Here is a 12,645-nt window from a genome sequence, read left to right on the forward strand (position 1 = left end):
GAACCGTTTCACCCTCACCCCAGCCCTCTCCCTGGGAGGGAGAGGGGGTGGGAAAACGCGCTGGAAATAACTTGAAACCGTATTACCCCCGTGCTATTCCATGGCTTCGAAGCCCACGGCGTCACGCCGTGGGCTTCTCCCCAAATCAAAACCGCCGCCTCGCCCGCGCGTCGGCATAAGCACGACACGCAGCCGAGGTCGGCGGTGTGACATCAACAACAAACCACTTCGCAAGCGTCCGCATCCAGCCGACCCGTGACGAAAGAGCATGGGTCGTGGTGTGCTGTTGCCCGGACAGGCAGACTCAACACGCAAGTGCCCCGACGCCCGCGCGTCGCGACATTTCATCCGTGGTCGGCCGATCTTGCGACGCTCATGGCTGACGTGGTCCTGTCCGTTATCACCACCACGCCAAGCCGGGCGCCGACCGAATCGCAGCCGAAACGCTTGCTATGCCGGGCCGACGCGACAGCCCGGTGCGCGCTGACCTGTCCCGCGCGTGCGCCGTACGCAGCACGACACACACAAGACGATCAACCGCGGCTGTATTACTCCGACGCGGCGGGCATGGGGATGATGGTCGGGCCCGGCCGACGGGCTTCGAAGCGGTCGCGGGCGAGGTCCCACCACAACGACTCGGCGGTGAGCGGCGACGGCTGATCGGCACGGCTGACCTCAACATAATTGCCCGCATCGGCCCAAAGCCGGACGGTGTCATCGTCAGCGGTGTATTGCAGATGATCGCTGACGATCGTGCGGTCGCCGTGGATGATGCGGATGTTGCCGTCGGCACGGACGAGGTTGAGCTGCGGGTCAGCGGCGTCGCCTTCGATCCAGTTGGCAAGCCCGCCAGTCTCGACGAAGTCAGCGAGCAGCCGCTGCGCATCGAGCTGAATGTGCGGGCCGTCGTCCGGCGGCTGATGGAGCATCTGCACGTCCTGCTCGAAGAGCGCGGTGTTGTTCGCGGCGTCGAGGGTGAGCTGACGTTGCCAGTCGAAGACGGTGACGCCCCGGCCGGTGAAGTTGACGGGGGATGTGTCGGGGGTGGGGGCGGGTTCCTGGTTTGTGGTTTCTGGTTTCTCGTTTGGAGCCGACGATCGGGTGTCAACGAGGGACATGCGGCCGGGGCCGGGGACGGTGAGTTGCTCGGCGTCGCCGTCGAAGTGGAGGGTCGGGCCTTCGAGTTGGATGTAGCTGACGCGCTGGCCGGTGTCGGGATCGAGCGTTTCGGCGCGGAAGGTGGCGTCGCCGTCGGCGGTCGCGGTGCGAATGTGGCGACGATCAAAGCTGGCGGCGACGACGTCGGGTTGGTCGTTCGTGGGTTCGGGGGTGACGGGGGTGAAGTCGATGGGGTTGGCTGGGAAGGGAGTTGTATGGGCGGGGAAGCCCACGGCGTTAGGCTGTGGGCTTCGGGTGGTGGTGGTGTCTTCGGTGGTGTCTTCCGCGGCCACGAGATGAAACTTCAGGTCGTTGGCGGTGAGGCGGGTGCGGTTGGTGGTGGTGGTGGATTGGCTTTGCACCTGGCCGACGACGTGGGCTCGGCCGGTGGTGTCGTCGTAGTGCAGCGCGTCGTTCCAACTGACCATCAGCCGAGCGTCAGGGTCGTCGGGGTCGAGGTTCGTGTCCAGCCAACCGGGGCCCTGCACGTGAAGCGAGCGGTCCTGCTGGGCGAGCGTGATGTGCGGGCCGGCGAGGGTCGCGTCGTCGCGAATAAGGCGGGCGGGGTTGGCGTCGCTGTGGTCGGGGTCGGCGAACAGCTCGACCGTGTCGTCAGGCACATGAACAACCATGCGATGGCCGGCCAGCTCGGTGGCTTCTTCGATGAGCGTGAAGCGAACGTCGCGCTCGGCAGTGAGGCGCTGCACATTCGCGCCGCGAGCGAAGGCGTCGGTGGGCGAGGGCGCGGCGGCGGCGTCGGCTTGCTCATCCATAGGCGTTGCTTCGTCGGCGTCGGCCTGCGCGAGCTCGGCGACGACTTCGCCGGCTTCGAGCCGCCACTGCGGATGCTCGGCCACGACAGACTCGCGGGCGCTGAGGCGGCGGGCGTGCGACGTACCGGTGTCGTCGAGTTCGAAAGCGACGGCGAGCGCGCTGGCGTTGATGATCGCACGGGCGTCGGGGTCGGCGTCATCTTCGATCGCGGCGCGGAGGTAGGCGTTGTCGTCGGCGTCGATGTGGCGGATGGCCTGGCGGTTGTCGGCGGGCGGGTGCATGTGCAGCGCGAGTCGGCCGGCGTCGAGGTCGAACTGCGGGTGATTGACTTCGACGTTGCCGTGGAAGCGCGCGGTGTCGAGGCCCGCCAGCCGAACACCGGGGCGGAGCCCGGCCGAGTCGGAAGGCGCGTCGGCGTCGGCGTCCGAGTCGTCGGGGAAGAAGGTCAGGTCGAGCTGGTCATGCCAGGCCACGCGGATCGCGTCGCCGGTGTTTGCGGTTGTGTCGCCGGTGTCGTTACTGCTATTGCTGTTGCTGGTGCGGTTGGTGAGCCAGCCGGGGCCTTGGATGATGCCGGTGGCGTTTTGCTGGTCGAGTTCGAGGGAGACGGCCTGGAGTTCGCCCATCTCGTTGGAGATGAGGTGGACGGGGGCGGTGACGGTGCCGGTGGCGCGGACGTGGCCGGTGCTGGTGATGTACTGGATTTGGTTGGCGGTGAGTTGTTCGTGGTCGGCGGTGTCGAGGCGGGCGGGTTGGCCGACGAGTTGGAGCAGGAGGTCTTCGGGGCCGACGAGGGCGGGGTCGGGGTCGTGCTCGGGTTCGAGGATCATCGGCCCGGTCCAGTAGATGGTGACGGTGCGGTCGTCGTCGGCAGGGCCTTGACGGAACGTTGACTCGTCGAGCATCGCGGGGGGTGCGGCGTCGTCAACGATGACGGGCGCGTCGGCGGTGGTGGCGTTGGTGTCGGCGCGGGCGGTGGCGTAACGGGTGGGAGGAGTTGGTTTGTGGTTTGTGGTTTGCGGTTGGTGATTGGGGGAGCGGGAGGTGGAGGGGCCCCAGTCGGTGGAGCGGAGGGTGAAGACGGCGTCCAGCGCGTCGGCAGCGAGGCGGACCGCGCCGCCCTCCGCTTCAACGCGAACGTCTTGCTCGAAACGAGCACGGTAGAACAACTCGGGGTCGGCGTCGGCGGTGGCGGCGTCGGTAGCGGCGTCCGCATCTGCGAGTGCGGTGGTGGTGGCGGGGTCGGTAGCGGCGTGGGTGTTGGTGTCATCCGCATCAGCAGTGGTGTGCGCGGTGGCAGTCGTGGTGGGTTCGTCGGTGGGTTGGGGGGGGACGCCCTCGGCGTTACGCCGTGGGCTTCGGGGGGTGTGGGCTTCGGAGGTGTCGTTCGTGTGGTCGTTCGCTTCGTCAACTTCACGGCGGGGAGTGAAGCGGAGCATTTCCCCACGGGCGATTTCGAGGCGTTCGATGCGTCGGCGAAGCTCGTTGTAGATCATGCTCAGGCCCGTGCCGCGGAAGGCGACCTCGCGGCCGACGAGTTCGACGTCGCTGTCGCTTTCGAGTTGGCCGAGGTCGAGGTCGAAGGTGGCTTCATCGAGGTAGGTGCGCAGCTGGATGTGGTCGGGGTTGTCGAAGGCGACGGGCGAGCCGTCGTCGGTTTCGAAGAGTGTGACGACGACGTTGCCGCGGAAGGCTCCGCCGCGCGGCTGGTTTTCGGGTGCGATGAAGGTGCAGGCGTCGGCGCGGATTTCGAGCACCTGCTCGGCGGAGAAGTAGATCTGGGCGATCGGCTGCTCGACATCGAGGATGCCGTGCGGCTGGGGGGTGACGCGGTCGTAGAACAGCAGCGTGTCGCGGCGGCCGTCGCGGAAGCGGTACTGGCCGCGGGTGACTTCCTGGAAGAGTTCGGGGCTGGCGATGCCTTCGTCGGCGCCGGCGGCGCGGTCGGGGTCAAAGTAGGGCGCGACGTCGGGCGGGCCTTCGTTAATCGGACCACGCGCGGTGGTGCCCTGCTCGTGGGGCGTGTCGACCATGAGGGTCAGGGCAAACAACGCGACGGCGACGAGGGTGGCGATTCCAATCAGCAGGTAACGCTTCGACATCAGGCTCGTTTCGGAAGGTCAGCTAAAGGTCAGGGCGAAAAGGAGGGCGCGACGCATCATTTTATACGACGAATCGTAAACTGCGAATGTTCCCCGGGAAGGTGTGGTTTATTGGGGAGACCCGGGGACGGCTGCCCCCGGGCTTTAAGGGGTATGGGGGGTGTGGATGAAGTCTGGTGGGGTGAGCAAGTGACCCGTCTGCTGGAGGGCGGTATCATCACCATCAACAACTGGTTTTCAACTTGACCTGAGAGGGAGCAGACAGAGCGATGATCGGCAAAATCTTCAAAGCATACGACGTCCGTGCGATTCACCCCGACCCGCTGAACGAAGAGGCCGCGTGGAAGGTCGGCTACGCGACGGCGCTGTTTCTCAAAAAGCAGAACAACAACCAGCCCGGAACCGTGCTGGTCAGCCGGGACATGCGGCCGAGCTCGCCGAAGCTTTGCGAAGCGATGAGCACGGGCATCCGCACGGCCGGCCTGGATGTGATCGACCTGGGGATGTGCGACACGAGCTTCATGTACTTCGCGGTGAACCACCTCAAAGCCATCGGCGGGGTGCAGACCACGGCCAGCCACAATCCGATCGAATACAACGGCTTCAAGATTTCGGGCAAGCTCGCCAAGCCGATCGGTGCGGCGACGGGGCTGCTTGAGATTCAGAAGACGGCCGAGGGCCTGGACGACGCGGACCTGCTGGCCGAGCCGACGGGCAAGTTTGAGACGCAGGATTTGTGGAAGCCGTACCGCGATCATGTGCTGAAGTTTCTCGTGCCGTTGAAGCGGAAGATCAAGGTGGTGATCGACGCGTCCAACGGCATGGCTGGGCGGATGATCCCCGCGATCTTTACGGGCGTGGAGAATCTGGAAATCATCCCGATCAACTTCGAGATCACCGGCAGCTTCGTGCATGAGCCCAACCCGCTGGTGGCGGAGAACATGATCCCCACGCAGGAAGGCGTGCGCGAGCATGGGGCCCACCTGGGCGCGTGCTTCGACGGCGACGCGGACCGGTGCATGCTCACCGACGATCAAGGCGAGATCATCGGCTGCGACCACCTGACCGCCCTGCTCGCCAACCACTTCCTCGCGCTCGATGAGAGCAACCCGGCGACGCACGACCCGGCAGTGGTGTACGACCTGCGATCGAGCAAGGTGCTCGAAGAAACCGTTCGCTCGCTGGACGCGAAGCCGGTGAAGTCGAAGGTCGGACATGTGTTCATGAAGGCAGCGCTGCGCGAGCACAACGCGGTGTTCGGCGGTGAGCTGTCAGGGCACTTCTACTTCCGTGACAACTATTTCGCTGACTCGGGCGCGATCGCGTTTGCGGCGATGTTGAGCATGCTGGGTCAGAAGGACACGCCGTTGAGCGAGCGGATCAAGCCGTACCGGAAGTATCCACAGTCGGGCGAGATCAACTTCGAGGTGGAAGATAAGGATGGGGTGCTCGCGACGTTGAAGCAGGATTACGCCGACGTGGCCGAGGTTGACGAGCTCGACGGCGTGACGATTGATGCGTGGGATACGAAGGGTTGGTGGTTCAACGTGCGAGCGAGCAACACGGAGCCGCTGCTGCGATTGAACGCGGAAGGGAAGGACGCGGCGACGCTGGAGAAGTTGATGGATGAGCTGACGCCGAAGGTGGGCCAGCCGGCAGCGGGGCATTGAGGTGTAGGGCAGGGCTTGCCCTGCCATTCGACCGCATCACAAGCATCGGCAGGGCAAGCCCTGCCCTACTTGCTACAAAGGAGCATTGCCTTGTCGCAAGCACCCGCGCCGCCGTCGTTGGATTCGGACGTCCAGACCATCGCATCGCGACAGAAGTCGCTGCTCGTCTGCATTCTGATCTACCTGCTCACGATCGTCGGCCAGTTCGTCGTGCCGGCGGAAGTGCGTCCGCTGCTCGCGGTGGGCGTGCTCGTTGTCGGCCTCGTGGCGATGGTGTTCGTGTTCCTGCTGGCAACGAAGTTGTATGGCATCGGCATTGGCATTCTGCTGGGCCTTCTCACGCTCATCCCGCTTGTGGGGCTGATTATTTTGCTCGCGGTCAACGCCAGGGCGACTCACACGCTGCGCCGTAACGGGATCGAGGTGGGCCTGCTGGGCGCGAAAATGCCGTAGGGCAAGCCGTGCCCTACCTGATATGCTTACGGCTATGGCACGGCTCACCATTACCAACGGGCGGGTGATCGACCCCGCGAATGATGTCGACGAAGTAACCGACCTCGTGCTCGAAGGCGGGAAGGTCGCGAAAATCGGCAAGGTTACGAAGCCGGACACCAGCGATGGCGGACGCGTGTTCGATGCGTCGGGGTGCATCGTCTGTCCCGGGCTCATCGACGTGCACGTGCACTTTCGCGAGCCGGGGCAGGAGCACAAGGAAACCATCGCGACGGGCAGCGCGGCGGCGGTCGCGGGCGGGTTTACCAGTGTCTGCTGCATGCCGAACACCGAGCCGACGCTGGATGATGACAGCCGAATTGAGTACGTCTATCGGCAGGCACAGCGGGCGAACCTGGCGAACGTGTTTCCCGTGGGCGCGGTGACGAAGGGGCGCAAGGGCGAAGAGCTGGCCGAGATCGGGCTGATGGCCAAGGCCGGCGCGGTGGGGTTTTCAGACGACGGCGTGGCAGTGGCGAACGCGTCGGTGATGCAGAAGGCGCTGAGCTACATCGGCATGACGGGCAAGGTGTTCATGCAGCATTGCGAAGACCCGCAGCTCGGCGGCGGCGCGATGAACGCAGGCGCGATCGCGACACGGCTGGGGCTGCCCGGCTGGCCGCGGGTGGCGGAAGAGCTGATCATCGAACGCGATATTCTGCTGAACAAACATCAGAACTTTTCCGCCCGATATCACGTGCAGCATCTTTCATCGGGCGGCAGTGTCGAGTTGATTCGCCAGGCGCGGGCGGACCTGTTCGGGCAGGCGGCGATCACGGCGGAGGTGAGCCCGCATCATCTGCTGCTGACGGATGAAAGTTGCGAAAGCTATGACACGAATTTCAAGATGAACCCGCCATTGCGGGCGAAGCGCGATATTGAAGCGCTGCTGGAAGGCGTCGCGGACGGGACGATCACCGTGCTGGCGACGGACCATGCGCCGCATACGATGGAGGAGAAGGAGCTGGAGTTCGCGGCGGCGCCGTACGGGATCATCGGCCTTGAGCCGGCGCTGGCGTTGTATGTGAAGGCGCTGATTGAGACGGAGACGATTGGCTGGCCGCAGTTGATCGCGATGATGACGGTCAATAGCGCGCGGCTGTGCGAGTTGGAAGGCAAGGGGACGCTGACGGCGACGGCTGGCAGCCAGGCGGACGCGGATGTGACGATCATCGACCCGAAGCAGCAGTGGACGGTGGATGTGAATGCGTTCGCGAGCAAGGCGCGGAACTGTCCGTTTGACGGTTGGCAGCTGACCGCGTTGCCGATCGCGACGATTGTGGGCGGCGAGGTGAAGCTGGCGCGGGACCCGTCACGATTGAAAGGTGCGGGCGAGCCGGTGGCGAGCACGCCGAGTCGGCTGGTCGAGGGGTTGGTGTGAGGGTGGATGAGGATTAATGCGGCGTCACGGATTTACGCCAAGCCGCCAAGATGCCAAGACGCCAAGGGAAAGACAAAAAGAAGGGATTTGAAATCGCAGATGAATGCGGATGGGGAGGAAACGCCGGCTCTTGATCTGCGTTCACCTTCGGTTTTTATTATTTGCCTTATACCTTTTTCTTCTTGGCGTCTTGGTGGCTTGGCGTCTTGGCGTATATCCAGTGGCTTGACGTGAATCAACAACGTGACGTCAAACAATCGTGTTCGTTTTCGGAGTCACTTACCATGTCCAGTCGTTTGTCGTTGGTGTTGCTTGTCGCCCTGCTGCTGGTGGGTTGTGTGGCGACGGAGGTGAAGGACACGACACGGCTGGCGAACGTTCGCACGACGATCGAGCGAAGCGAGGTGGAGGGACTCGAATATCTTGAGTCGCGGGTGAACGAATACAACGGCAGCTACTCGGCACAGGCGGTGCAGGCGATTATTGCGAATCGGTATGCGGATGCGGGGCATGTGGATGTGGTGATTCTGTTGACGATGGAACGGCAGCCGACGACGCTTCGCACGCGGGCGATGACGGCGACGGAACGACGGCGGCAGAGCGGATCGTTTGATGCGGAATGGGACGATCGGCCTGGCTTTGTGACGGAGACCGTGCCGGGCGACTGGCTGGTGGAGGAGCGTGTGTATCGCGCGGGCGAGCGGGTGGGTGTGGTGGTGGAGTAGGTGTGTGGGGGGTCAGTTGAGTTCAGGCGCGGTGAGGCGGCCCACGGATGTCATCCGTAGGCTTTGTGGGTGGTTGATGAGAGCGAGGTGGGCGGCGGTCACTCGGCGATGGTGAGGCGGTCGGTGAGGCGGTCGCGCCATTCGTCGTCGACGGCGGTGTCGGTGACGATCTGGTCGACATCGTCGACGGCGCAGACGCGGACGAGGCTCTTTCGGCCGAACTTGCTTGAATCCATGAGCATGATGGAGCGGGCGGCCTGCTGCATCATGACCTGCTCGACCTGGGCCATCGTGAGGTTGATGTTGTAGGCGGCATCGTCGTACAGGCCGGCGAGGGAGAAGAGCAACAGGTCGGCGTGAAGGTCGGCAAGGCAGCCGATGGCGATGGGGCCGACGAGCACGCCGGAGCGCGGGTAGAGGCTGCCGCCGATCAACAGCAACTCGACCTGCTCGTCGTCGGCGAAGTGGTTGGCGATCGAGAGACTGTTGGTGACGACCTGCAAGGGACGGGCGACGATCTGGCGGGCGGCGTAGATGACGGTCGAGCCGCCATCGAGCAGGAGCGTCATGTTGGGTTGGACCTGGTCGGCGACGCATTTGCCGATGGCTTGCTTGGCGGCGATGTTGGCCTGCATGCGAGCGGCGAGGGCGAGCGAGGTTTGGCCGTTGCTGGCGCGTTCGCGGTAGACGGCCCCGCCGTGGGTGCGTTCGATGTGGCCTTGCTGTTCGAGGGCTTCGAGGTCGCGGCGGACGGTGGAGCCGGAGACGTCGAGCGCGCGGGCGAGGTCTTCAAGCTGCGCGGCTTTACGCTCGCGAAGAATGGCCAGCAGCTTGCGATGTCGCTCGGCGATGAGCATGGGTGATCCTTGCGACACGGGGACGCGGGTAGCGAACGTGGGATCGCGGTGCGAGCACCGCGGCTAAATGTTGGCGGTCAGCCCAGCACGCGCTTCCAGCGCGCCAGGTTCCATGCGACTTTTTCAGCAGGCGTCATCTTTGTGAAGTCGGGCTCGCTGTGTGAGGCGGCGGGCTTGGGCTTCGCAGGCGCGGACGCGGACGCGGACGCGACGTGCACTTCGATCGTCGGCGGCAAGGGCTTGACCGCGGCGCTGCCGAGCATGCGGTTGATCACATCGTGGTCGGCGGAGCTGTGTTTGGGAGTGCTTTCCATGGTTCAGCCCAGTTTCTGCCAGGTGTCCTGCAAGGCGCGGCCGCTGGCCTGGATGCCGGCGACTTCCTTCGGCCAAAGCTCGATCTCACGTGCTTCGAGGACCCCCTCACGGCCCACAACGGTTGGCACACTCAAGCACACCTCACGCACGCCGTACTGCCCGGTCATGCGCGAGCTGACGGGCAGGATGCGGCGGCGGTCGAGCGCGATCGAGTGAATCACCTCGGCGATGCTGGCGCCTACGGCGTAGCCTGCGCCGCCCTTGCGACGGATGACTTCCGCGCCGGAGCCTTGCGTGCGTTTGAACAGTTCGTTCTGCTCGGGCACGCTGAGTAGTTTGGTCAGTGCCATGCCTGCGACGGAGGCGCTGGACCAGATGGGCGCCATCGCGTCGCCGTGCTCGCCGAGGATGAGGGCTTTGACCTGGGTGGCGGGGTAGTTTTTCGCTTGTGCGATCAGCGAGCAGAAGCGGGCCGTGTCGAGCACCGTGCCGAGGCCGATGACTTTGCTCGGCTGCCAGTCGAGGTGCTCGATGGCAAGGCGGGTGAGCACGTCGACGGGGTTGGAGACGACGAAGATGATCGCATCGCGGCGGAGGTTGGCGGCGCGGAGGTCGTCGAGAATGCCCTTGAAGATCGAGACGTTGCGGTTGACCAGGTCGAGGCGCGACTCGTCGGGCTTGCGTCGGCTGCCGGCGGTGATGCAGACGACGTCGGCGTCGGCGAGGGCGCTCATGTCGCCGGCGGTGATGGTCTGGTCGGCGATGAGTGAGCTGCCCTGCATGAGGTCGAGCGCTTCGCCTGCGGCGAGGTCGGCGTTGACGTCGTTAAGGACGATCTCGCGGACGAGGCCGGCACATTGCAGGGCGTACGCGGCGTTCGAGCCGACGCGGCCGCCGCCTCCGATGATGGCTGTTTTGATGCTCATGGGATTCCTCGGTCGGGTCGCGGGGCGATCCGGGGCTTCGCTTTGCTCAGGCCTCGGCTTGGGGGTGTAGTGATTCGGGTTTAGCGCGCGGCGGCCATGATCTGGTCGGTGATGGACTGGACCATCTGCTCGAAGGCGTCGTTGTCGACCGAGCCGGTGGACGCGGCGGTGGCGGTGTTTGGTTTTTCGGTTTTCACTTCGCCGCCGTTGCAGCTGCACGACGCGCTGGCCGGGCGAACGTCGAAGGGTGTGAGGAACGGCTGGTTTTCCGTGCCGATGCAGCCGTCTGCGGAGCAGGCGATGCGGGCGTCGGGGAAGCCGAACTTTTCTTTGACCTTGAGCAGCTCGGTCATCTGGTTGGCGTTGAGCACGTTGACGTTGCCGAGTTGTCGTGCGAGCAGGAGCTGCTTGCAGTAGTTGTCAAGGATTTCGAGTCGGTAGTAGGCGATGGTGAGGTCGTCGGCGAAGTTCACCGAGCCGTGGTTGCCCATGAGGATGGTGTTGGTTTCCGGGCCGATGAGCGGGAGGATGGAGTTGGGCAGAGCGTCCGTGCCGGGCGTGGCGTAGGGGGCGACGGGGACCTTGCCGAGGAAGACTTCGGCTTCGGGATGGATGCCCTCGGGCAGCGGCATGCCGGCGATGCAGAAGGCGACCGCGTGTGGCGGGTGGCTGTGGATGACGGCGTTGATGTCGGGCCGCTGCTTGTAGATGGCGAGGTGGACGAGCACTTCGCTGGTGCGCTTTCGGCCGTTCTTGTTCTTTTCGATCTGCTCGCCCTTGCCGTTGACGACGACGATGTCGTCGGGCGTGAGGAAGCCTTTGCTCAGGCCGGTGGGCGTGCAGAGGTAGCGGTCGTCGTCGATGCGGACGGAGTGGTTGCCTTCGTTGCCGGCGCAATAGCCGCGAAGCCAGATCCGTCGGCCGATTTCGCACATCTGTTCTTTGAGGTTGTCGAGTTTGTTGTTCATAGCGTGTCTCACTTATTCATACGAGCGACTTGGTCAGCTCGGCATTGACCTGGATGGTGTCGAGGATGGCGGCGTTGTAGGCATCGACGGGCACGCGGCCGGGGTGAAACGGCGCGGCGGCTTCGCCACCTTCGCTGAGGGCGATGAGCTGGCCGACGCCTGCGCCGAGTTCGTCGAAGACGACGAGCGACTCGGGCATGGGGCCTTCGCGGCGAGCTTCGGTGTCCATGTGCTGGAGTGCGTGGGCGTCGAGGGCTTCGACCACGAGCAACCGGCCGGGCTTGAGCGATTCAAGCCGACGGTTGAGCGTGACAGTGCCGATGACGCGTCCGATTCGCATGGGGTGTTCGATTTAACGGCAGTGCAGGTCGGTCAAGTGCCGCGCCACGTTGGCGGGCAAGTCGGGCGTTTGAGCGAGCATGCGCTCGAGCAGGTCGCTCATGGTTGCGGGGCTGATGTAGGGGTACTCGATGACGAGCACGTTTGCACCAAGCTCGCGGACGGCTTCGTCGACGGTTTCCGCACATGTGCCGACCACGGCTCGCAGGTTTTTGCAACGGTTCGCGTAGCAGATCGGGCGGGCGGCGGAGCGGACGAACAGCAGACCGCCCTGCACACGTCGCTGAGCGACGAGGCGAGCGAGGTCGCTGACGACTTCGACGAGGCCCACGTCGGTTCGCGGCGCGGTCGCGGGGCGAAGGCGGTCGCGGTGGTCGGCAGTCAGCGATTGGACCGCGGGACAATGGGCATCCGCCCACCAGAGCCAAGGGGCCGACGTCGTGGCGTGGTTGTGTGCGAGGTTCGTCGGGTTGTGCGACTGCTGACTGGCACGGCGGACCTTGGCCGGGTGGTGGCGTGCGAAGTCGGCGGCGAGCGGCGTGAGGCGGGCGTCGGCGGCGAGGGTGGCGACGCCGTCGGGGGCGGCTTTGATGGCGGCTTCGAGTTGGTGGGCGGTGACGAAGCCTTTGAGGGCGGGGGTGGGGGCTTGAGGCGTGGGGCTTGAGGGGTGGGTGATGGGGGGAACGCCCACAGCGTTACGCTGTGGGCTTCGGGAGGTGGTTTGTCGGGGGGTGGTCAGCGGGCGGGTGGTTTGGAGTTCGGTGAATTTGGAGTAGTCGCCGGTGCAGACGCCGACGGGGGGATGGATGGGGGCGGGGCTTTGGGGGGCCCTGCCGGGGGCGTTGCCGGGGGCGGGGGTGGCTCCGCGGGCGCGCAGGGCGGCGATGACCTGGTCGGCGATTTGTTGCACGAGTTGTTCGTGGTCGTTCGCCATGGTG

At 64.9% G+C, this 12,645-nt stretch carries 11 protein-coding genes; 4 read left to right on the forward strand and 7 right to left on the reverse strand.

Annotated features, from left to right (window positions below; all coding sequences use genetic code 11):
• Window positions 1-548: 548 nt before the first annotated feature.
• The gene (locus ACERK3_15910; GenBank protein ID MFA9479772.1) at window positions 549-4,034 is read right to left on the reverse strand and encodes a hypothetical protein; all 3,486 of its coding nucleotides are present in this window, start codon (window positions 4,032-4,034) and stop codon (window positions 549-551) included.
• A 269-nt stretch (window positions 4,035-4,303) separates the two neighbouring features.
• Between ACERK3_15910 and ACERK3_15915 the strand changes: the two genes are divergently transcribed.
• The 4 genes from ACERK3_15915 to ACERK3_15930 all read left to right on the forward strand — a co-directional run bounded on the left by ACERK3_15915 (window position 4,304) and on the right by ACERK3_15930 (window position 8,302).
• A complete protein-coding gene (locus ACERK3_15915; protein ID MFA9479773.1) occupies window positions 4,304-5,704 on the forward strand; it encodes a phosphomannomutase/phosphoglucomutase in 1,401 nt (466 codons plus the stop codon).
• Window positions 5,705-5,794: 90 nt separating this feature from the next.
• The gene (locus tag ACERK3_15920; GenBank protein MFA9479774.1) at window positions 5,795-6,157 is read left to right on the forward strand and encodes a hypothetical protein; all 363 of its coding nucleotides are present in this window, start codon (window positions 5,795-5,797) and stop codon (window positions 6,155-6,157) included.
• Window positions 6,158-6,191: 34 nt separating this feature from the next.
• Window positions 6,192-7,577: a dihydroorotase gene (locus tag ACERK3_15925; GenBank protein ID MFA9479775.1), complete on the forward strand. Its 1,386-nt coding sequence runs from the start codon at window positions 6,192-6,194 to the stop codon at window positions 7,575-7,577.
• A 284-nt stretch (window positions 7,578-7,861) separates the two neighbouring features.
• Window positions 7,862-8,302 carry a hypothetical protein gene (locus ACERK3_15930; protein ID MFA9479776.1) on the forward strand — a complete coding sequence of 147 codons (441 nt, stop codon included), beginning with the start codon at window positions 7,862-7,864 and terminating at the stop codon, window positions 8,300-8,302.
• 98 nt (window positions 8,303-8,400) lie between these two features.
• Here the strand turns inward: ACERK3_15930 and ACERK3_15935 are convergent, their stop codons facing one another.
• The 6 genes from ACERK3_15935 to ACERK3_15960 all read right to left on the reverse strand — a co-directional run bounded on the left by ACERK3_15935 (window position 8,401) and on the right by ACERK3_15960 (window position 12,641).
• A complete protein-coding gene (locus ACERK3_15935; protein MFA9479777.1) occupies window positions 8,401-9,159 on the reverse strand; it encodes a DeoR/GlpR family DNA-binding transcription regulator in 759 nt (252 codons plus the stop codon).
• A 77-nt stretch (window positions 9,160-9,236) separates the two neighbouring features.
• Window positions 9,237-9,473, reverse strand: a complete 237-nt coding sequence (locus ACERK3_15940) for a hypothetical protein (protein MFA9479778.1) — start codon at window positions 9,471-9,473, stop codon at window positions 9,237-9,239.
• 3 nt (window positions 9,474-9,476) lie between these two features.
• Entirely contained in the window at window positions 9,477-10,394 is a 918-nt protein-coding gene (locus ACERK3_15945) for a lactate/malate dehydrogenase family protein (protein ID MFA9479779.1), read from the reverse strand.
• An 86-nt stretch (window positions 10,395-10,480) separates the two neighbouring features.
• The gene (locus ACERK3_15950; GenBank protein ID MFA9479780.1) at window positions 10,481-11,368 is read right to left on the reverse strand and encodes a class II aldolase/adducin family protein; all 888 of its coding nucleotides are present in this window, start codon (window positions 11,366-11,368) and stop codon (window positions 10,481-10,483) included.
• Window positions 11,369-11,384: 16 nt separating this feature from the next.
• Window positions 11,385-11,708, reverse strand: coding sequence for a EutN/CcmL family microcompartment protein (locus tag ACERK3_15955; protein MFA9479781.1), 324 nt, complete (start codon window positions 11,706-11,708; stop codon window positions 11,385-11,387).
• 12 nt (window positions 11,709-11,720) lie between these two features.
• Window positions 11,721-12,641, reverse strand: a complete 921-nt coding sequence (locus ACERK3_15960; GenBank protein MFA9479782.1) for a hypothetical protein — start codon at window positions 12,639-12,641, stop codon at window positions 11,721-11,723.
• Window positions 12,642-12,645 lie beyond the last annotated feature (4 nt).

It is taken from the genome of Phycisphaerales bacterium AB-hyl4 (genome assembly GCA_041821185.1).
Taxonomy (GTDB): domain Bacteria; phylum Planctomycetota; class Phycisphaerae; order Phycisphaerales; family Phycisphaeraceae; genus Natronomicrosphaera; species Natronomicrosphaera hydrolytica.

Coding starts and splice junctions, on each gene's coding strand:
- ACERK3_15910 (MFA9479772.1), bottom strand. CDS start 4,034: ATGTCGAAGCGTTACCTGCTGATTGGAATCGCCACCCTCGTCGCCGTC.
- ACERK3_15915 (MFA9479773.1), top strand. CDS start 4,304: ATGATCGGCAAAATCTTCAAAGCATACGACGTCCGTGCGATTCACCCC.
- ACERK3_15925 (MFA9479775.1), top strand. CDS start 6,192: ATGGCACGGCTCACCATTACCAACGGGCGGGTGATCGACCCCGCGAAT.
- ACERK3_15930 (MFA9479776.1), top strand. CDS start 7,862: ATGTCCAGTCGTTTGTCGTTGGTGTTGCTTGTCGCCCTGCTGCTGGTG.
- ACERK3_15935 (MFA9479777.1), bottom strand. CDS start 9,159: ATGCTCATCGCCGAGCGACATCGCAAGCTGCTGGCCATTCTTCGCGAG.
- ACERK3_15940 (MFA9479778.1), bottom strand. CDS start 9,473: ATGGAAAGCACTCCCAAACACAGCTCCGCCGACCACGATGTGATCAAC.
- ACERK3_15950 (MFA9479780.1), bottom strand. CDS start 11,368: ATGAACAACAAACTCGACAACCTCAAAGAACAGATGTGCGAAATCGGC.
- ACERK3_15955 (MFA9479781.1), bottom strand. CDS start 11,708: ATGCGAATCGGACGCGTCATCGGCACTGTCACGCTCAACCGTCGGCTT.
- ACERK3_15960 (MFA9479782.1), bottom strand. CDS start 12,641: ATGGCGAACGACCACGAACAACTCGTGCAACAAATCGCCGACCAGGTC.